This is a genomic window from Halomonas sabkhae (assembly GCF_030409265.1).
In the GTDB taxonomy this organism is placed as follows: Bacteria; Pseudomonadota; Gammaproteobacteria; order Pseudomonadales; family Halomonadaceae; genus Halomonas; species Halomonas halmophila.
Window position 1 is genome coordinate 79,143 of the sequence record NZ_JAUFPM010000015.1, and the last position, 19,388, is coordinate 98,530.

At 65.4% G+C, this 19,388-nt stretch carries 24 protein-coding genes; 11 read left to right on the forward strand and 13 right to left on the reverse strand.

Going from position 1 to position 19,388, the window contains the following annotated elements:
- Positions 1-118: 118 nt before the first annotated feature.
- The 3 genes from rpsI to zapE form a co-directional block, all read right to left on the reverse strand.
- Positions 119-508, reverse strand: coding sequence for a 30S ribosomal protein S9 (gene rpsI, locus QWY79_RS09545; RefSeq protein ID WP_141318681.1), 390 nt, complete (start codon positions 506-508; stop codon positions 119-121).
- Between the two features lie 13 nt (positions 509-521).
- Positions 522-950, reverse strand: coding sequence for a 50S ribosomal protein L13 (gene rplM, locus QWY79_RS09550; protein WP_141318679.1), 429 nt, complete (start codon positions 948-950; stop codon positions 522-524).
- Positions 951-1,267: 317 nt separating this feature from the next.
- Positions 1,268-2,452 carry a cell division protein ZapE gene (gene zapE, locus QWY79_RS09555; RefSeq protein ID WP_290272163.1) on the reverse strand — a complete coding sequence of 395 codons (1,185 nt, stop codon included), beginning with the start codon at positions 2,450-2,452 and terminating at the stop codon, positions 1,268-1,270.
- Between the two features lie 171 nt (positions 2,453-2,623).
- Between zapE and QWY79_RS09560 the strand changes: the two genes are divergently transcribed.
- On the forward strand, positions 2,624-3,052 hold the full coding sequence (locus QWY79_RS09560) for a Z-ring associated ZapG family protein (protein ID WP_290272165.1): 429 nt from the start codon (positions 2,624-2,626) through the stop codon (positions 3,050-3,052).
- A gap of 93 nt (positions 3,053-3,145) precedes the next feature.
- On the opposite strand, the gene QWY79_RS09565 is transcribed toward QWY79_RS09560, so the two are convergent.
- Positions 3,146-3,907 (reverse strand): Nif3-like dinuclear metal center hexameric protein, encoded by a 762-nt coding sequence (locus QWY79_RS09565; RefSeq protein ID WP_290272167.1) that lies wholly within the window; start codon positions 3,905-3,907, stop codon positions 3,146-3,148.
- A gap of 98 nt (positions 3,908-4,005) precedes the next feature.
- Between QWY79_RS09565 and QWY79_RS09570 the strand changes: the two genes are divergently transcribed.
- Positions 4,006-5,343 carry a Do family serine endopeptidase gene (locus QWY79_RS09570; protein ID WP_290272169.1) on the forward strand — a complete coding sequence of 446 codons (1,338 nt, stop codon included), beginning with the start codon at positions 4,006-4,008 and terminating at the stop codon, positions 5,341-5,343.
- A 268-nt stretch (positions 5,344-5,611) separates the two neighbouring features.
- Here the strand turns inward: QWY79_RS09570 and hisD are convergent, their stop codons facing one another.
- The 9 genes from hisD to QWY79_RS09615 form a co-directional block, all read right to left on the reverse strand.
- Entirely contained in the window at positions 5,612-6,934 is a 1,323-nt protein-coding gene (hisD, locus tag QWY79_RS09575; RefSeq protein WP_290272171.1) for a histidinol dehydrogenase, read from the reverse strand.
- A gap of 32 nt (positions 6,935-6,966) precedes the next feature.
- A complete protein-coding gene (gene hisG / locus QWY79_RS09580; RefSeq protein WP_290272172.1) occupies positions 6,967-7,620 on the reverse strand; it encodes an ATP phosphoribosyltransferase in 654 nt (217 codons plus the stop codon).
- A 20-nt stretch (positions 7,621-7,640) separates the two neighbouring features.
- Positions 7,641-8,903, reverse strand: a complete 1,263-nt coding sequence (murA, locus tag QWY79_RS09585) for a UDP-N-acetylglucosamine 1-carboxyvinyltransferase (RefSeq protein WP_290272174.1) — start codon at positions 8,901-8,903, stop codon at positions 7,641-7,643.
- Between the two features lie 14 nt (positions 8,904-8,917).
- Positions 8,918-9,172 carry a BolA family protein gene (locus tag QWY79_RS09590; RefSeq protein ID WP_290272176.1) on the reverse strand — a complete coding sequence of 85 codons (255 nt, stop codon included), beginning with the start codon at positions 9,170-9,172 and terminating at the stop codon, positions 8,918-8,920.
- Between the two features lie 113 nt (positions 9,173-9,285).
- Positions 9,286-9,627, reverse strand: a complete 342-nt coding sequence (locus tag QWY79_RS09595) for an STAS domain-containing protein (protein ID WP_290272178.1) — start codon at positions 9,625-9,627, stop codon at positions 9,286-9,288.
- Positions 9,624-10,280, reverse strand: a complete 657-nt coding sequence (locus tag QWY79_RS09600) for an MlaC/ttg2D family ABC transporter substrate-binding protein (protein WP_290272181.1) — start codon at positions 10,278-10,280, stop codon at positions 9,624-9,626. The genes QWY79_RS09595 and QWY79_RS09600 overlap by 4 nt, the downstream gene beginning before the upstream one ends.
- Complete coding sequence (gene mlaD, locus QWY79_RS09605) at positions 10,280-10,744, reverse strand: outer membrane lipid asymmetry maintenance protein MlaD (RefSeq protein ID WP_290272183.1); 465 nt, start codon at positions 10,742-10,744, stop codon at positions 10,280-10,282. The genes QWY79_RS09600 and mlaD overlap by 1 nt, the downstream gene beginning before the upstream one ends.
- Positions 10,745-10,760: 16 nt before the next feature.
- Complete coding sequence (gene mlaE, locus QWY79_RS09610) at positions 10,761-11,543, reverse strand: lipid asymmetry maintenance ABC transporter permease subunit MlaE (protein WP_290272184.1); 783 nt, start codon at positions 11,541-11,543, stop codon at positions 10,761-10,763.
- Positions 11,540-12,352, reverse strand: a complete 813-nt coding sequence (locus tag QWY79_RS09615; RefSeq protein WP_290272187.1) for an ABC transporter ATP-binding protein — start codon at positions 12,350-12,352, stop codon at positions 11,540-11,542. Before QWY79_RS09615 ends, mlaE begins: the two co-directional genes overlap by 4 nt.
- A 122-nt stretch (positions 12,353-12,474) precedes the next feature.
- Here QWY79_RS09615 and QWY79_RS09620 point away from each other — a divergent pair, with 122 nt between their 5' ends.
- From QWY79_RS09620 to QWY79_RS09660, 9 genes are all read left to right on the forward strand, one after another.
- Positions 12,475-13,446 carry a calcium/sodium antiporter gene (locus tag QWY79_RS09620; protein WP_290272189.1) on the forward strand — a complete coding sequence of 324 codons (972 nt, stop codon included), beginning with the start codon at positions 12,475-12,477 and terminating at the stop codon, positions 13,444-13,446.
- 38 nt (positions 13,447-13,484) lie between these two features.
- Complete coding sequence (locus QWY79_RS09625) at positions 13,485-14,471, forward strand: KpsF/GutQ family sugar-phosphate isomerase (RefSeq protein WP_290272190.1); 987 nt, start codon at positions 13,485-13,487, stop codon at positions 14,469-14,471.
- A 14-nt stretch (positions 14,472-14,485) separates the two neighbouring features.
- On the forward strand, positions 14,486-15,037 hold the full coding sequence (locus tag QWY79_RS09630) for a KdsC family phosphatase (RefSeq protein WP_290272193.1): 552 nt from the start codon (positions 14,486-14,488) through the stop codon (positions 15,035-15,037).
- Between the two features lie 4 nt (positions 15,038-15,041).
- Positions 15,042-15,626: an LPS export ABC transporter periplasmic protein LptC gene (gene lptC / locus QWY79_RS09635; protein WP_290272195.1), complete on the forward strand. Its 585-nt coding sequence runs from the start codon at positions 15,042-15,044 to the stop codon at positions 15,624-15,626.
- Positions 15,623-16,153, forward strand: coding sequence for a lipopolysaccharide transport periplasmic protein LptA (gene lptA / locus QWY79_RS09640; RefSeq protein WP_290272197.1), 531 nt, complete (start codon positions 15,623-15,625; stop codon positions 16,151-16,153). Before lptC ends, lptA begins: the two co-directional genes overlap by 4 nt.
- Positions 16,150-16,875, forward strand: a complete 726-nt coding sequence (gene lptB / locus QWY79_RS09645) for an LPS export ABC transporter ATP-binding protein (RefSeq protein ID WP_290272199.1) — start codon at positions 16,150-16,152, stop codon at positions 16,873-16,875. The genes lptA and lptB overlap by 4 nt, the downstream gene beginning before the upstream one ends.
- A gap of 169 nt (positions 16,876-17,044) precedes the next feature.
- Complete coding sequence (locus QWY79_RS09650; protein WP_290272201.1) at positions 17,045-18,457, forward strand: RNA polymerase factor sigma-54; 1,413 nt, start codon at positions 17,045-17,047, stop codon at positions 18,455-18,457.
- Positions 18,458-18,557: 100 nt separating this feature from the next.
- Positions 18,558-18,869 carry a ribosome hibernation-promoting factor, HPF/YfiA family gene (gene hpf, locus QWY79_RS09655; RefSeq protein ID WP_290272203.1) on the forward strand — a complete coding sequence of 104 codons (312 nt, stop codon included), beginning with the start codon at positions 18,558-18,560 and terminating at the stop codon, positions 18,867-18,869.
- Positions 18,870-18,875: 6 nt separating this feature from the next.
- Positions 18,876-19,346 carry a PTS sugar transporter subunit IIA gene (locus QWY79_RS09660; RefSeq protein WP_290272205.1) on the forward strand — a complete coding sequence of 157 codons (471 nt, stop codon included), beginning with the start codon at positions 18,876-18,878 and terminating at the stop codon, positions 19,344-19,346.
- Positions 19,347-19,388 lie beyond the last annotated feature (42 nt).

A 19,388-nucleotide genomic window follows, 5' to 3' on the forward strand; every position in this document is an offset into this window, starting at 1 on the left:
CAAAATCCCCGAAGCCACACTCGACTGTTTCACGCAATTCTACGTCGAGACTGCCCACGACATAAAAAAAGCGCCCGGGCCGCAGGGCCCGGGCGCTTGTATCGGCAAGCGAGAAAACTTAACGCTTCGAGAACTGCGGACGACGACGCGCCTTGCGCAGACCGATTTTCTTGCGCTCGACTTCACGCGCGTCACGCGTCACGTAGCCCGCGTCGCGCAGCGGCTTGCGGAAGTCTTCGTTGTACTGCATCAGCGCACGGGTGATGCCGTGACGAATGGCGCCGGCCTGTGCCGAACCACCACCGCCCTTGACGGTGACGTAGACGTCGAACTGACCCAGGGTCTCGGTCAGCTCGAGGGGCTGACGCACGACCATGTGGCCGGTCACGCGGCCGAAGTAATCGTTCAGTTCGCGATTGTTGACGGTGATCTTGCCGGTACCCGCCTTGAGAAAGACGCGTGCGGTAGAGGTCTTGCGGCGACCGGTGCCGTAATACTGCTGTGTCATGGCGAAGACTCCCTCAGATGTTCAGTTCTTGCGGCTGCTGGGCGGCGTGGGGATGCTCGGTGCCGGCGTACACCTTAAGCTTCGAGTGCATGGCACGACCCAGCGGACCCTTCGGGAGCATGCCCTTGACCGCGAACTCGATGACCCGCTCAGGCGCATGATCGATCATCTGTTCGAAACTCATGGAGCGCAGGCCACCCGGATAACCGGTATGGCGGTAATAGTTCTTGTCGGTGGCCTTGTTGCCGGTCACCTTCACCTTCTCGGCATTGATCACGACGATGTAATCGCCGGTATCGACATGCGGGGTGTATTCCGGCTTGTGCTTGCCGCGCAGGCGACGAGCGATTTCAGTGGCCAATCGACCAAGCGTCTTGTCCGCCGCGTCTACGACGTACCAGTCGCGCTGGACGGACTGCGGTTTGGCAGTGAACGTCTTCATGGGTGAATCACCAAATTGATGCGTTGAGCCCCGGCGGCGCACCGCGACAGGACCATCCCTATTTTTCTTGGTTGCCGACCCGCTCCGTGGAGCAGACAACAACGTTCGAGCGAGCGCGCATTCTACACGATGCGCGGCTGGCATGGCAATCGCGAAGCATGCGAGATGCGAGATGCGAGATGCGAGATGCGAGATGCGAGATGCGAGATGCGAGATGCGAGATGCGAGATGCGAGATGCGAGATGCGAGATGCGAGATGCGAGCAGAGCATACCTCGCCGAGACCCGAGACCCGAGACCCGAAACTCGGCCGAGGGGTCAGGGCTTATGCGGCAAGGCGAGGTAGTCGTGGGACTGCATTTCCTGCAGCCGCGACAGGGTGCGCTGAAACTCGAATTCGAGCCTGCCGCCCTGATACAGCTGCTCGGCCGGGGCTTCGGCGGACATCAGCAGCTTGACGCCGCGGTCGTAGAACTCATCGACCATGTTGATGAAGCGCCGTGCCGTGTCGTCGGTGGCGCCATTCATGCGGCTCACATTGGAGACCAGCACGCTGTGATACTCGCGGGCCAGCTCGATATAGTCATTCTGGCTGCGCGGACCCTCGCACAGCTCGGTGAATTCGAACCACACGACGCCTTCATGCTGGCGCCGCGTCGTCAGGCTGCGGTGGTTGATCTCGATGGCCGCGCCCTGCCTGCCCTCGCCACCCGCGAGGGAGTGAAAGCTGCGCTGCAGTTCGGCCTCAGCGGCATCGTCCAGGGGCGAGTGAAAGATCTCGGCCTGCTCCAGGGTACGCAGCCGATAGTCGACTCCCGAGTCGACATTGACGACCTCGCAATGGCGCTCGAGCAGGTCGATGGCCGGTAGAAAGCGGGCACGCTGCAGGCCATCCTTGTAGAGTTCGGCCGGCTCGATGTTGGAGGTCGCGACCAGCACCACGTCGCGGGCAAACAGGGCTTCCAGCAGATTGGCCAGGATCATCGCATCGGTGATGTCCTTGACGAAGAACTCGTCGAAGCAGATCACTCGGGCCTCGTCGGCGAAGCGGTCGGCCACCAGCGTCAACGGATTGGATCTGCCCTTGTAGTGCTCCAGTTCGTTGTGCACCCGCTGCATGAAGCGGTGGAAATGGGTGCGCATCTTCTCGGCAAAGGGCAGCGACTCGTAGAAGGCATCGACCAGATAGGTCTTGCCGCGTCCGACGCCGCCCCAGAAGTACAGCCCCGTGACGCGCGGCATCTCGACCTCGGGCGTCGCCTCCTTTCTGCCGAAGAGCCCGGAGACCTTCGCCTTCCACCCCGCGGCCACGCCTGCGCTCGCAGCGGACCGGGCCCGCGGCGTTGCCAGCAGGTCGTCATGAAGACGCTGCAGGTGCTCGACAGCCCGTTCCTGGGCAGGGTCATGTGCGAAGCCTTCACGCTCGAGGTCCGCACGATAGCGCGCCAGCGGCGAGGTCGCGGGCGGCGTTTCGGGCGGCTTGCCGTGATTGCTGTTGGGCATGGTTCACCATCCACTCTGGACTGACATCGAAAGGGAAAGGATTATACGCTTCGCGCCTGGCCTTGGCATTGCTGTCGTTGACCGCGGTACTGACGCCCGCCCTATAATGGCAACGGAATTTCCACTGACAGCCACCATCGTCAGGCCGAACGAACGCACAGGGAGACACACGTGGAACAAGGCAATATCAACTGGGTGCTGATCATGGCATGCCTGCTGGCCGGCGCCGGTATCGGGGCATTGGGATACCACCTGCTCAATGGCGGCGCCCGGAGCGCCCAGAAGCTGCGCAAGCGCCTGGCCGAACGCGACCGCGAGCTCACCGAGCTGCGCGGCACGCTGAGCGAGCACTTCGAGCGCGCCGATGACCTTCTGTCGGCCCTGCTGGCCAATGGCCGCAGCCTGCAGCAGGAGATGCACGACACGGCCGCGCACTGCGGCTCGGCACAGCCCAGCCAGCCAGACCTGGGGCAGGCCGATGAGGACAAGCAGGACGTCGATGCCCCGCGCGATTATGCCGACGGCAATCGCGGCACCCTGTCGGAGGACTTCGGCCTGAAGTCCGGCGACAACGCCCCCGCACAACCGCCCCGCTACTGAACCCTGCGTCAGGCGTGCCCGGCCGGAGCAGTGCCGGGCACTGCCCTTCCGACCGCAGGCCCGACAACGGTGCTGCCCGCGAGCCGACGGGGATCAAGCCGGGTTATCGATGTCCACGAAACGATGCTCGACAGCGAAGCCTTGCGCCAGCCACTCGCCCAGCGCCTGAACGCCATAGCGTTCGGTGGCATGGTGACCCGCGGCCAGATAATGAATGCCCATCTCCCGCGCCAGATGCGTCGTGCGTTCGGAGATCTCGCCGGAAATGAAGGCATCGGCTCCGGCCTCGGCCGCCTGGATGATCATGTCCTGGGCACCGCCGGTACACCAGGCGATTCGCCGAATCTCGCCGGCCTGTGGTGACTCGATCAACAGGGGCTCGCGGGCCAGCCGCTCGCCGACATGCTGGGCCAGCTCCCCGGGCGTCAGCGGCGCGCTGGGCGAACCGTGCCACAACAGCCCCTGCCCGAGCTCGCCATCCAGGCAGCCGACCACTTCGAAGCCCAGTCGATCGGCCAGCCTGGCATTGTTGCCGAGTGTCGCATGGGCATCGAGCGGCAGATGATAGGCCAGCAGATTGATGTCGTGCCTCAGCAGGGTCGCCAGGCGCTGACGCTTCATGCCGACGACATTGACCGGCTCGTTCTTCCAGAAGTAGCCGTGATGCACCAGCACCATGTCGGCCTGCCAGGCCACGGCCTCGTCGAGCAGCGCCTGGCAGGCCGTGACCCCGCTCAGTATCCGCTGGATTCGCGCCCGGCCGCCGACCTGGAGGCCATTGGCAGTGAAGTCCTTGAAGCTTGACGCGGCCAGTTCCCGCTCACAGGCGGTGACCACTTCATCACACGTCGTCATGAACCCTCCGGGCGTGGTGAGAGAGGAAATGTTATCATCGCCACATTGTAACCAGCGCTCACTGCCCCCCGCGACCAGGCATAAGGAACTTCTCCCGCATGCGACGCGCCCTCCCCTATCTCTGGCCCGTTCTGATCGGCGTGCTGGCAGCCGTGGTGTTGCTCAATGCTTTCCCTCAGCTGCTCGGGCGCCAGGCCAGTGATACGGGTAGCGACAGTGGCGGCCAGGATGCTCAGCAAAGGTCGACCCCGGAGGTTCGCCAGGCCGAGCCCTTGTCACGCGATGAAGGCCCGGTCAGCTATGCCCGGGCGGTCGAGCGTGCCGCGCCGGCGGTGGTCAACATCTACTCCTCGCGGGTGGTCGAGCGTGACTCCCACCCGCTGATGTCGGACCCCTTCTTCCGCCAGTTCTTCGGTGACGACGCCCCCAGTCGCCGACGCATGCTGTCGAGCCTGGGGTCCGGCGTCATCGTCAGCGAGGAAGGCTATGTGCTCACCAACAACCACGTCATCCAGGGCGCCGATCAGATCCAGGTGGCGCTGCGCGACGGCCGCGAGACCCTGGCGGAAGTGGTCGGGACCGACCCGGAGAGTGACCTGGCGGTGCTGCGCATCGACCTGCAGGACACCCCGGTCATCGAGCTGAGCGACTCCCAGGGCGTCGCGGTCGGCGACGTCTCCCTGGCCATCGGCAACCCCTTCGGCGTGGGGCAGACCGTGACCATGGGCATCATCAGCGCCACCGGACGCAGCCACCTGGGGCTGAGTGCCTACGAAGACTTCATCCAGACCGATGCCGCCATCAATCCGGGCAACTCCGGCGGGGCCCTGATCAACCCCGAGGGCGCGCTGGTCGGCATCAACACGGCCATCTTCTCGCGTTCGGGTGGCTCCCAGGGCATCGGCTTCGCCATTCCCGCCAACCTGGCCAGCAACATCCTCAAGGAGATCGTCACCAAGGGGCGGGTGATTCGCGGCTGGCTGGGTATCGAGGCCCAGGAGCTCGACGCCGAACTGGCCGCGTCCTTCGGCCTGGAGGCCCCGAGCGGCGTGGTCATCGCCGGGGTAGTCCCCAACGGCCCGGCGGCCAGGGCCGGTCTGCAGCCCGGTGACGTGCTGTTGAAGGTCGATGGCGAGCCGATCGTCGACCCCCGTCAGACCATGAGTGACATTGCCGCCGTCGCGCCGGGGACCCAGCTCCCCGTGACCATCATGCGTGGCGGCGAGACCCGGCAGGTCACGCTCACCGTTGCCGAACGCCCGACCCCGAGCCGCCCGCTGCGCGACGCTGACGAGCCGGATGACAGCCAGGAGCCGCCGTCATCGCCGGAGACCGGCGACGATGACGAGGCCAGCGACTCGACCACGGATCGAGCCGAAGCCGACAACACGGCGGCCCGGCAGGACAGCGCCACCCCGGCGGGCGAGACGCCCTAGGCAAGGTCTGAAAACTGCCTGTGCTCGGCTATACGACGTTGAAAATCTGCTCAAATTGCTCATTTACTCTTTGTAAACTCCGCATTTTCACAGCTTTTCGCCTTGTCTAACCTTCGCTCGTCGACGTTTCAGACAGTGCCTAGGCATTATCCGAAAACTGCCTGCGCTCTTCGACTTTTCAGACACTGCCTGGCCCGGCCTCATCACCCCGCAAACGACGATGCCCCGCCAGGCGGGGCATCGAGGGGGCAGCGGAGCCAGGGACCACTCAATCGCGAATGCGGTACTCGGCACTGCGCGCATGGGCGGTGAGCGACTCGCCCCGCGCCAGCACCGACGCCGTGGCACCGAGCCGCGAAGCCCCCTGGGGCGAACACTGGATCAACGAGGAGCGCTTCTGGAAGTCGTAGACCCCCAGCGGCGACGAGAAGCGTGCCGTGCCCGAGGTCGGCAGCACATGGTTGGGTCCGGCGCAATAATCGCCCAGCGCCTCGGCAGTGTGGCGGCCCATGAAGATGGCACCGGCGTGGCGAACCTGCGGCAGCCAGGCTTGCGGCTCCGCCACCGACAATTCCAGATGCTCGGGGGCGACACGATTGATCAGCGCCAGCGCCTCGTCCTGGTCACGGCAGTGAATCAGGGCCCCGCGGCTCGCCAGCGAGGCGCGCACGATGTCCTCACGCTCGAGCGTCGGCAACTGACGCGCCATGGCCTCGGCAACCGCTTCCAGGTGCTCGGCATCCCAGCTGATCAGGATCGCCTGGGCATCCTCGTCATGCTCGGCCTGGGAGAACAGATCCATGGCCAGCCAGTCGGCATCGGTCTGGCCGTCGGAAACCACCAGGATCTCCGAGGGACCGGCGATCATGTCGATGCCCACACGGCCGAAGACCGCCCGCTTGGCGGTCGCCACATAGATATTGCCGGGCCCGACGATCTTGTCGACCCGCGGCACCGTCTCGGTGCCGTAGGCCAGTGCCGCCACCGCCTGGGCCCCGCCGATGGTGAAGACATGGTCGACACCGGCGAGATAGGCCGCCGCCAGCACCAGGTCGTTGAGCACCCCATCCGGGGTCGGCACGACCATGACGATCTCGGCAACCCCGGCGACATGGGCCGGGATGGCGTTCATCAGCACCGAGGAGGGGTAAGCCGCCTTGCCACCGGGCACATAGATGCCGGCGCGATCCAGCGGCATGACCTGTTGGCCCAGCACGGTCCCGTCGGCCTCGGTGTACTGCCAGGAGGTCGGCTTCTGCTGCTCGTGATAGTGACGAATCCGCTCGGCGGCATGCGCCAGTGCTTCACGCTGCTCGGCCGGCAGGTTGTCATGGGCCTGGCGCAGGCGCTCGGCGTCGAGCGTCAGTTCGGCCATGCCGGCGACGGACAGGCGATCGAAGTGGTTGCTGTATTCAACCAGGGCGGCATCGCCGCGCTGTTGAACGGCCGCCAGAATCTCGCTGACACGTTGCTGCACCTCGGCATCGGACACCCCTTCCCAGGCCAGCAGGGCCTCGAGTCGTGTGTCGAAGTCGTCGTCGCTGGTGGCCAGCCGGTTGATGCCCGGGCTCTCGGCAGACGCTTCATTCATGATGATTCTTCCCCTCGCAACGATTGGGCGCCTCAGGCGTCCTGGGTTTCCCGGCGACTGGCCACGGCCTCGTTCAAGCGCGCGATCAGCGGCTTGAGACGGTCGTGCTTCATGGTCATGGCGGCCTTGTTGACCACCAGACGCGTGCTGATCGGCGCGATCAGTTCGCGCGGCTCCATGCCGTTGGCGCGCAGGGTATTGCCGGTATCGACGATATCGACGATCTCGTCGGCCAGGTTCATCAGGGGAGCCAGTTCCATGGCACCGTACAGCTTGATGACCTCGGCCTGGACGCCCTGCTCCGCGTAGTAGCGACGCGCCACCTCGACGAACTTGGTCGCCACCCGCCGCCGTGCCTGACTCGGCGCGGCACCCGTCATGCCGGCCGTCATCAGCTTGCAGCGGGCAATCTCCAGGTCCAGCGGCTCGTACAGGCCTTCGGCACCATGCTCCAGCAGCACGTCCTTGCCGGCCACGCCGACATCCGCGGCCCCCAGCTGCACATAGGTCGGCACGTCGGTCGCCCGAATCACCACCAGCTTGACGTCCGCCAGGTTGGTATCGAACAGCAGCTTGCGGCTCGACGAGAGATCCTCCGCCGGCGTGATGCCGGCATCCGCCAGTAGCGGCAGAGTCTCGTCAAGAATACGCCCCTTGGAAAGGGCCAGGATCAATTGCTTGCTCATGGTATTGCCCGTTGTCGACTTCAGCCCGGCACGCGTCGAATCTTCGCACCCAGCAGTTGCAGCTTCTCCTCGATGCACTCATAACCACGATCGATGTGATAGATGCGGTCCACCAGTGTCTCGCCGGCCGCCATCATGGCCACGATCACCAGCGAGGCCGAGGCACGTAGATCGGTCGCCATCACCGGCGCCCCCGACAGGCTCTCCACGCCCGAGATCACCGCGGTATTGCCCTCGAGCGCAATATTGGCGCCCATGCGGTTGAGCTCCTGGACGTGCATGAAACGGTTCTCGAAGATCGTCTCCACCACGCGCGAGGTGCCCTCGGCCACCGCATTCATGGCCACGAACTGGGCCTGCATGTCGGTGGGAAAGGCCGGATAGGGCGCCGTGCGGATGCTGACCGCCCTGGGCCGCTTGCCCTGCATGTCCAGCGCGATCCAGTCATCGCCATGCGTCACCTTGGCACCGGCCTCCTCGAGCTTGGCGAGCACGGCATCCAGCAGGTCGGCGCGGGTATTGCGCACCCGCACCCGGCCCCGCGACAGCGCCGCCGCCACCAGGAAGGTGCCGGTCTCGATGCGGTCGGGCATGACATCATGCACCGCGCCATGCAACCGCTCGACGCCCTCGATGGTAATGGTGTCGGAGCCGTGGCCGCGGATATTGGCCCCCATCTTGATCAGGCACTCGGCCAGGTCGACCACCTCGGGCTCGCGGGCGGCATTCTCGAGCACCGTGGTGCCCTCCGCCAGGGTCGCGGCCATCAACAGGTTCTCGGTGCCGGTCACGGTGACGGTGTCGAAGAAGATGGTCGCCCCCTTCAGACGGCCGTCCACCCGTGCTCGGATATAACCGCTCTCGACACGAATCTCGGCCCCCATGGCCTCGAGACCGCGCAGATGCAGGTCCACCGGACGCGAGCCAATGGCACAGCCCCCCGGCAGGGATACATCCGCCTTGCCGAAGTGCGCCAGCAAGGGGCCCAGCACCAGGATGGAGGCGCGCATCTTCTTGACCAGCTCATAGGGCGCGTGACAGTCCGTGACCTGCCCGCCATCGAGCTGAATGCTCATGCGCTCGCCCATGACCGGTTGCACGCCCATGTGCCCGAGCAGCTCGAGGGTCGTGGTGATGTCCTGCAGGTGCGGCAGGTTACCGATGGTCACGGGCTCGTCGGCCAGCAGGGTGGCACACAGAATGGGCAGCGCCGCATTCTTGGCGCCGCTCGCCCAGACTTCTCCGTCGACGGGGCCACCCCCGGTGATGATCAGCTTGTCCATGTTTGGGTCGACCCTCAGGCCCCCTTGCTCTCGGCAGCATCTTGCCACTGCTGCGGGGTGTAAGTACGAATGGTGATGGCGTGGAGGGCGCCGGAGGCGATCTCGTCGGACAGTGCGCCATAGACCAGCTGTTGCCGCTTGACGCGCGACAGCCCGTCGAAGGCTTCACCCACGGCGGTCACCTGGAAGTCGCAGCCCTCGCCCTGAATATAAAACTCGCAATTGTCGATACGGCTCTCGAGAAGCGCCTTGACGTCACTGGGATGCATGGAGTCCTCGCGTTTCGCTGTCGTCGGTGGATGCACCGCATAAAAATGTCGGCGTCATTGTCGCCGACATGGTAAAGAAAAGCATGGCACTTGGCGATGCCGCCGGCATCGCCTCAAGCGCTCGAGGCACAGCCCGGATCAGGCAACAGGCGGTTCAGCTCCGCGACCTCGGTCAGCCTGGCCAGCGGCGCCGAAAGGCGCACTCCGGAGACGTCGAGGCCACTGTGCTCGGCCGTGCGCAACCATTCGAGCAGCATGCTGAGCGCAGCACTGCTGACACGGTCGATGCCCTGCAGATCGAAGGTCACGGCGCCGCCCGACGGGCAACCCGCCAGCCACTCGCGGCCGGCGGCGGCCAGCGAGGCCGCGCTCTCGAAGTCGACACGACCGATCACGCGCAGCGTGGTGCCCTCGCCCTCCAGCCGGTTGGCGCCGTCCTCGAGCAGGACACTCACTCACCGTCCTCCAGCTCGTCGACATCCAGCTCGGGGGCCCAGCCCTCGATGACCGCGTCATAGTCACGGTTGTGCTGGCGCATGGCCTGATCGAACTGGTTGCGGAAGGTCAGCCCCAGGTTGATGCCATTGACGATGACATTGACGACCTTCCAGCTTCCCTCATCGAGTCGCATGGTGTAGCTGATCGGGTAGACCGTGCCATCGGTGCCCACCACTTCCATGCCGACACTGGCCTGATCCTCGTAGCGTGATCCTTCCTGATCATCGAGGACACGAATCTCGCGATAATCGAAGGTCACCAACCCCCTGGAGTAGGTGTCGATCAGCGTCTGGCGAAAGGTCTCGACGAAGCGCGAGCGTTGCCGAGGGGTCGCATTGCCGAAATAGCGGCCCATGACACTGGCGCCGATATAACGCATGTCCGCCACCTCGGTCAGATTGTCCTCGACCACGCTCGCCAGTTCGTCCGGATGCTGGGCGAAGTAATCCTTGCGTCCCTCGATCTGCGACATCAGGGCATCGACACTGTCGCGAATCAAGGCTTCCGGACTCTCGGCCTGCTGCGCTTGAACCGGCAGCACGACCATCGACACAACCAGCAGCAACAGGCCGGCACGCAGCCGGGCCATGGGTATAGTCAGCATCTTCATCACTCCGAAGCCATATTGGATACAAACTGCTGGATCAACTCCTCCAGCACCAGTGCGGATTGGGTATCACGAATGCGATCGCCCTCTCCCAGCGTCTCGGGCGCACCGCCCACCGAGAGGCCGATGTACTGCTCGCCCAGCAACCCGGAGGTCAGTACCGCCGCCGTGCTGTCCTCGGGCAACTTGCCTTCCAGATCTCCATCGATTTCCATCACCACCCGGGCGTCATACCACTCGGTGTCCAGCTCGATACTCTCGACCCGGCCCACGGTGACGCCCGCCATGGTGACCCGGGCGCGCGGTTTCAGACCGCCGATATTGGCAAAGTTGGCCTGCAGCTCGAACCGGCTTTCCGGGGTCTGCAGGCTCAGCCCGCTGACCCTCAGACCGAGAAACACCAGCCCGATGATGCCGGCCAGCATGAAGAGGCCAACGCCGAGTTCCATTGTCTTGCTACGCTTCATTGCGTGTCTCCGAACATCAGGACAAGCCTCCGAACATGACGGCGGTCAGCAAGAAATCCAGACCGAGAACCGCCAGGGAGGCATATACCACCGTGCGCGTGGTGGCCCGCGAAATGCCTTCAGAAGTGGGCACCAGGGCATAGCCCTGATACACCGCGATCCAGGTGACCACCAGGGCAAACACCAGACTCTTGAGCAAGCCGTTGCCGACATCCCCGATGAAGTCGACGCTGGCCTGCATGTTGCCCCAGTAGGAGCCCTCGAACACGCCCAGCCACTGCACGCCGACCAGCTGCCCGCCCCAGACACCGACCACCCCGAAGCCGATGGTCAGCAGCGGCAGGGCCACGAAACCGGCCCAGAGGCGCGGCGCGACGATGCGACGCAAGGGGTCGACGCCGATCATTTCCATGCTGGTGAGCTGCTCGGTGGCCTTCATCAGGCCGATTTCCGCGGTCAGTGCCGAACCGGCGCGCCCGGCAAACAGCAGGGCGGCCACCACCGGCGCCAGCTCCCGCAACAGGGAGAGTGCCACCATCTGCCCCAACGCATCCTCGGCGCCGAAGTCGACCAGGATGGTATAGCCCTGCAGGGCCAGCACCATGCCGATGAACAGCCCCGAGACCAGAACGATCGCCAGCGACAGCACGCCGACGAAGTGAACCTGACGCAGCCACAGCCGAATGCCCTCGGCAGAGGGAATGCCGAACATCGACTGGGCGAGGAAGATCCCGGCGTCGCCGAGGCTCTCCAGGGCCGTGCAGCCCCAGCGACCGAGGCGCCTGATGCGTTCGATCATTGGCGGCCTCCCGCGTCCATCAGGTCGGCATGGAAATCCGGGGCAGGATAGTGAAAGGGCACCGGCCCATCCGGCTCGCCATGCACGAACTGGCGCACGCGCGCGTCCTGGTCCACATCCAGGGTCTCGGGGGTGCCATGCGCCATGACCTGGCCATCGGCGATGACATAGACATAATCGGCGATGGACAGGGTCTCCTTGATGTCATGCGATACCACCACAGCCGTGAGCCCGAGGGCGTCATTGAGCCGTCGAATCAGCTGCACCAGTACGCCCATGGAAATCGGGTCCTGACCGACGAAGGGCTCGTCATACAGGATCAGTTCCGGATCCAGTGCAATGGCCCGCGCCAGTGCCACCCGGCGCGCCATGCCGCCGGAAAGCTCGGCGGGCGACAGTTCACGGGCACCGCGCAACCCCACGGCCTGCAGCTTGAGCAGTACCAGATCGCGAATCATCGACTCCGGCAGGTCGGTATGCACCCGCAGCGGAAAGGCGACATTCTCGTAGACATTCAGGTCCGAAAAGAGTGCCCCGCTCTGGAACAGCATGCCCATCCGCCGCCGCAGGCCGAACAGCGCCTTGCGCGACAGCCGGTGCACGTCCTCGCCATCGATGCGCACCCGCCCGGCATCCGGTGACAACTGGCCGCCGAGCAGCTTGAGCAGGGTGGTCTTGCCGGTGCCGCTGGGCCCCATGATGGCAGTCACCTTGCCACGCGGAATGACCATGTCGATGCCGCGGAAGATCGCCGTCTCGCCGCGGGCATAATGCAGGCCTTCCACTTCCACGAAGGGAGAGTCGGTCATCCGTATGCGTTCCTGAAGAGAATTATCGAACATCGTATCCTAACTGGGTCGCGGCGCGCCAGCACAGACCGGCTCCGCTTGCGCCGGGTCGATGGAGCATGTTCAATAGGCCACTTTTCACCATGGACATCCTGGCTGTCATGCTGCTTCCCGCCCTGCTCGTCATCCTCGGCCTCGTCGGCCTGCTCTGGAGTGCCGACCGCTTCGTCGGCGCCGCCGCCGCGACCGCCTACCGCGCCGGCATGAGCACCATGCTGGTGGGCATGACGATTGTCTCGATCGGCACCTCGGCACCGGAAATCGTGGTCTCGCTCATGGCCTCGCTGGATGGCGTGCCCAATCTCGCCACCGGCAATGCCCTGGGCTCCAATATCGCCAACATCGGCCTGGTGCTCGGCATCACGGCCCTGGTAGTGCCCATCCCGGTGCGCTTCTCGATCGTACGCAAGGAGCTGCCGCTGCTGCTCGGCGCCACCGGCCTGGCCGGGTATGCGCTGGCCAATGGTCAGCTGGACCGTCCGGACGGACTGCTGCTTGTAGCCCTGCTGATCTTCAGCCTGTGGTGGCTATTTCGCGCCGACACCCCGGGCGGCGCCGATGTCGACACCGAGATCCCCGACATGACGCTGGTGCGCGCCCTGTTGTGGCTGGCCCTGACCCTGGCGATCATGGTGGCCAGCTCGCGCGCCCTGGTGTGGGGGGCCAGCGAGATTGCCCGCGGCTTCGGCATCAGCGACCTGGTGATCGGCCTGACCATCGTCGCCATCGGCACCAGCCTGCCCGAACTCGCCGCCTGCGTGGCCAGCGCGCTGAAACGCCACCACGACCTGGCCATCGGCAACGTCATCGGCTCCAACCTGTTCAACATGCTGGCCGTGCTGCCGGTGCCCGCCCTGCTGCGACCGGGCGCCACCGATCCGGCGGCGGCCGGCCGCGACTATCCGGTGATGCTGCTGCTGACCCTGGCGCTGGGCATGCTGCTGCTCTGGCAACGTCACGGGCAGATCAAGCGCCTGCCGGGCGCCGTGCTGACCGCCATCTACGTCGGCTACCTGATCTGGCTGGGCAGTCAGCAGATCACCGCTGGCGTTTGATCCTTGAGAGAATTCCCGGGACAGGCAACAATCACACCATGACTGACACGACCTCCCCTTCCGACCTGCTGCGCAACAGCGCGATACGTACCCTGACCCTGGAGCAGCAGGCCATCGGCGCCCTGATCGAGCATCTCGATGGCGACTTCGAACACGCCTGCGAACTCATCCTGGGCTGCTCGGGCCGTGTGGTGGTGACCGGCATGGGCAAGTCCGGCCACATCGGCGGCAAGATTGCCGCCACCCTGGCCAGCACCGGCTCCCCTGCCTTCTTCGTGCATCCCGGCGAGGCAAGCCACGGCGACCTGGGCATGATCACGCCCGGCGATGTGGTCCTGGCCTTGTCGCACTCCGGCGAGACGGCCGAGGTGACCGCCCTGCTGCCCCTGCTCAAGCGCCTGGGCACTCCCCTGATCAGCATGACCGGGCGTCCGCACTCGACCCTCGGTCGCCATGCCGACGCCCACCTCTTCGCCGGCGTCGAACGCGAGGCCTGCCCCCTGGACCTGGCGCCCACCTCCTCGACGACCGCCGCCCTGGCCCTGGGTGACGCCCTGGCCGTGGCCCTGCTGGAGGCCCGCGGCTTCACCGAAGAGGACTTTGCCCTGTCCCACCCCGGCGGCAGCCTGGGCAAGCGTCTCTTGCTGCGTGTATCGGACCTGATGCACCACGGCAGTCGCCTGCCGCGCGTGGCGTCCGGCAGCCCGCTGCGCGATGCCCTGCTGGAAATCACCCGGCAGGGGCTTGGCTTCACCTGTGTCGTCGACCCGAGTGATTACCTGGTGGGTGTCTACACCGACGGTGACCTGCGGCGTACCCTGGACCATCACGCCGACCTGAGCCAGTTGACGGTCGACGACGTGATGACCGCTCCCGGCAAGCGCATCTCCCCCGACACCCTGGCGGCCGAGGCCGTGCGCATCATGGAAGACAACCGCATCACCGCGCTGGCCGTGGTGGATCCGGACGGTCATCCGGTCGGCGCCCTGCACATGCATGACCTGCTGGCCAGCGGCGTCATCTGATCACCGGAGTTGTCATGCCCGACACGCCCCTCTCCCCCTCCCTGCTCGAGCGCATGGCCAGGATACGACTGCTGGCCCTGGACGTGGATGGCGTGCTGTCCGATGGCCGGCTCTACTTCCAGTCCGACGGCAGCGAAACCAAGGCCTTTCACACCCTGGACGGCCAGGGCATCAAGATGCTGCAGGAAGTCGGCGTGCGCGTGGCCCTGATCACCGGACGCGACTCTTCCATGGTCACCGAGCGGGCCACGGCACTGGGAATTGCGCACCTTCATCAGGGCATCAAGCACAAGCTGCCCGTGCTGCGCCGGCTGAGCCACGAACTCGGGCTCGAACTCGACGAGGTGGCCTATTGTGGCGACGACCTGCCCGACCTGGCCCCTATCCATCATGCCGGGGTCGGTATCAGCGTACCCAATGCGCCGCCCTATATCGCCGCCCATGCCGACTGGGTCACCGAGCGCCCGGGTGGCCACGGCGCCGTCCGCGAGATCTGCGATGCCCTGCTCCAGGCCCGGGGAGACTGGGAGGCCATGCTCGCCCGCCACCTGAAGGATCCGGGGTAACATCATGCGACTCCCCAGACCCGGCTTTCGAACCTGGCTGTTTGTGCTGCTGCTGGCCCTGGGCGGCGGCCTGACACTGCTCGACCAGCGCCAGAGCGACTCGCACGGACCGCTGCCACCGAGCACGTCCGGCGAGCCCGATTATTATATCGAGGACCTCGAGGCGACGCGCTATGACGCCCAGGGACTCCCGCATCAGCAGCTGCAGGCGCCACGCCTGTCCCACACGCCCGGCGACGATGTCACCCGACTGGAAAGCCCGGACCTGCGGCTGCGCGATGACAGCGGGCGCCACTGGACGGCACGCGCCGAACAGGGCCGCCTGGAAAGCGGCGGCTCGCCACTGGTGCTCAGCGGCAATGTGCGCCTGGCAGCACCCGAGGAGCGCTGGCAGCTGACGACCCGGGTCCTGCACTACAATGCCGATACGGCTCATGCCTGGAGCGAAGCGCCGGTCACCCTGCGCCAGCCGCCGCAACGCATGCAGGCCGAACGTTTCGATGTCTGGCTCGATGACAACCGGGCCCGACTGACCGACAATGTCCGCGGCCACCATCCGCCGGCAACCGATGAGGACCCCGCGCCATGATGCGACCGACCCTGCCCCCGCTGCTGGGCCTGGCAGTGACGCTGCTGCTGACGCCAGTCCCGCAGGCACTGGCCCTCGAGGGCGATGCCAGTGCCCCTATCCAGGTGGAAGCCGACCGCCTCGAGCTCGATGATCAAGCCGGCACGGCCGTCTATCAGGGCGAGGTGCGCATCCAGCAGGGCAGCATGAAACTGCAGGGTGAGCGCGTGGAAATTCGCCGCAATGATGCCGGTCAGCTCTCGCGGGCCATTGCCACCGGCGGACGGGCCTACATCGAGCAGAAGCCGGCGCCCGATGCCGATCTCGTCCAGGGCTGGGCCAGGCGCATCGTCTACCATGTCGCGGAACGCCGCCTGGAACTGGTCGACCAGGCCGAACTGCACAAGGGCGACGACACCTTCAATGGCGGCTATCTGGAATATTTCCTCGACCGCCGGGTCGTCCAGGCGCGCTCCTCGGCGGAAGGCGTGGAGGGCAACCAGCGCGTGCGCATGACCCTGGAGCCCGAACAGCAGGAAGGCCAATGAAGACGCTGCACGCTAGCCACCTGGCCAAGAGCTACAAGCGCCGCCGGGTCGTCCACGACATAAGCCTGGAAATCGGCCAGGGCCATGTCATCGGCCTGCTCGGCCCCAACGGGGCCGGCAAGACCACTTCCTTCTACATGATCGTGGGACTGGTGCGTGCCGACGCCGGCCGAGTCGGCATCGACGACCATGACCTGTCGAACGCCGCCATGCACGAACGGGCCCGCGCCGGCATCGGCTACCTGCCCCAGGAAGCCTCGATCTTTCGCAAGCTGAGCGTGGCCGACAACATCATGGCGATCCTCGAGACACGCAAGGATCTCGACCGCAGTGGTCGTCGCCAGCGGCTGGAGTCCCTGCTCGAGGACTTCCACGTGACACATATCCGCGACAACGCCGGCATGAGCCTGTCCGGAGGCGAACGTCGCCGCGTGGAGATCGCCCGCGCCCTGGCCACCGAGCCCGACTTCATCCTGCTGGACGAACCCTTCGCCGGGGTGGATCCGATCTCGGTGGGCGAGATCAAGGGCATCATTCGCCAGCTGAAGACCCGTGGCATCGGCGTACTGATCACCGACCACAATGTGCGCGAGACACTGGATATCTGCGACGGCGCCTATATCGTGGGCGACGGTCAGATCATTGCCGAGGGCGATGCCGAGACGATTCTCGCCAACCAGCGCGTGCGTGACGTCTACCTGGGCCAGGACTTCCGCCTCTGACCCCGCACGCCGGGGCTCGGCCCCCGATCGCCAGCCGCCCGTGCAACACAGCATCGTCAAGAATCATGAATCGAGCCACCGGGGCCACTCCATTTGGCCCGAGTCTTGCATGAAGCACCTCGCCGGATTAGGGTAGAAGCTCCAAGACCGTCACCCGGACCCCTCGTCTATGGCCATGAAGGCTTCTCTGCAACTGCGGCTCGGCACCCAGCTGACCATGACGCCTCAGCTGCAACAGGCCATCGCTCTGCTGCAGCTCTCGACACTCGACCTGCGCCAGGAAGTCCAGCAGGCCCTGGAATCCAACCCCATGCTGGAGCTCGAGGAAGACTTCGGCGAACAGGCCGTGAGCGACACGCCGGAAGACGACTGGGCCAGTGAAATTCCCGATCAACTGACCGTCGACAGTGACTGGTCGGACACCTATCAGGATGCCGGGCTGGGCAGCACGGGCAGTGGCGAGGCGCCGGACTTCGAACGCCAGGCCGCCGGCCAGAGCCTGCAGGGGCACCTGACCTGGCAGCTCGCCATGAGCGGCATGCAGGAGCCCGACACACGGGTGGCCGAGAGCCTGATCGACGCCGTGAACGACGATGGCTACCTCGACCAGCCGCTGGAAGACATCCGTGAAGGATTGCGCGCCCAGGGACTGGACGCGCTGACGGACCAGGACATGGAGAGGGTGCTGCAGCGGCTACAGCAGTTCGAACCGACCGGTGTCCTCGCCCGCGACCTTAGCGAATGCCTGCTGCTGCAGCTCGCCGCCCTGCCTCGGGATACGCCCCATCTGCCCCAGGCCAGGCGCCTGGCCCGCCAGTTTCTCGAGGCCCTGGCCAGTGATGACCGACGCCTGCTGAAGCGCCGCCTGAGCCTGGACGACGCGGCGCTCGATGAGGTCATCGCGCTGATTCGAGAGCTTGACCCGCGACCCGGGAGCGCCTTCACCGCCGGCGGCGATGACTATGTCATTCCCGACCTGATCGCGCGACGCGGCGACCAGGGCTGGCAGGTCGAACTCAATCCTGACGCCCTGCCCCGCCTGCGCATACAGCCCGATTACGCGGCGCTCATCCGCCGCGCCGACAAGAGCCAGGACAACCAGTTCCTCAAGGACCACCTGCAGGAAGCCCGCTGGCTGCTCAAGAGCCTGGCCAGCCGCAACGACACCCTGCTGCGGGTCGGCCATGAGGTCATGGTGCGCCAGATCGACTTTCTGGAGCATGGCGAGGAGGCCATGAAACCGCTGATCCTGGCCGATATCGCCCAGACAGTGGAAATGCACGAATCGACGATCTCCCGGGTCACCACCCAGAAGTACATTCACACCCCACGCGGCGTCTTCGAGCTCAAGTACTTCTTTTCCAGTCATGTCGGCGATGGTGACGAGGCCCACTCCAGCACCGCCATCCGCGCCCGCATCCGCAAGCTGATCCAGGACGAGACGCCGCGCAAGCCGCTGTCCGACAACAAGCTGGTCAGCCTCCTCGCCGAGGAAGGCATCGAGGTGGCACGACGCACCGTGGCCAAGTATCGCGAGTCCATGCACATCCCTTCCTCGAGCCAACGCAAGCGCCTGCGTTGAACGTTGACGACAGCGTACGCGGCCAGCGGGCGACAGGGGGTTTGCACGACTCCAAAAAGGGTTACAATCAAGCCACAACCCATGGAGCAAGGAGCGTGTCATGCAAGTCAACCTCACCGGCCATCATGTGGAATTGACCGACGCCCTGCGGGACTATGTACAAGAGAAGCTCGCGCGTCTCGAACGTCATTACGACAACATCACGACCGTACAAGTGACACTCTCCGTGGAGAAGGAACGCCAGCAAGCCGCCTGTACCCTTCACGCCGCCGGCGCCGACCTGCACGCCGAGGCCAAGGACAGCGACATGTATGCCGCCATCGATGCCCTGGCCGACAAGCTCGACAGGCAACTGGTGAAGCACAAGGAAAAATCCCAGGCACGCGCCCAGGGCGCCGCCAGCGTGCGCTGACCCATCATGACTCTGGAAACCATCCTGCCCCCCGAGCGCACCCTCTTCGATGTGCCCGGGGGGAGCAAAAAACGGGTGCTGGAATTCTTCAGCACCTTCATCGCCCAGAATACACCCAGCCTGGACAGCCAGGAGGTCTTCAGCCGCCTGATCGGCCGGGAGCGCCTGGGCAGTACCGGGATCGGCCACGGCGTGGCCATTCCGCACTCGCGGAACCCCCACTGCAAGGCGCCCATCGCCGGCTTCCTGAAGTTGGCCGATGCCATCGACTTCGACGCCGTGGATGGCGAGCCGGTCGACCTGGTGTTCGTCCTGCTGGTGCCCGAAGCCGCCGATGATGCCCATCTGGCACTGCTCGGCCAGGCCGCCGCGGTGATGAACGACGCCGATACGCGCCACGCCCTGCGGCGTGCCGACAGTCAGCACGCCCTTCACGAATGTCTGGTCGAAGCGATCCGCCGACAGTCTTCCGCCTGACGGCCCCCTATGCGGCCTCGCCCCAAGCCTCTTCCAGGAGAC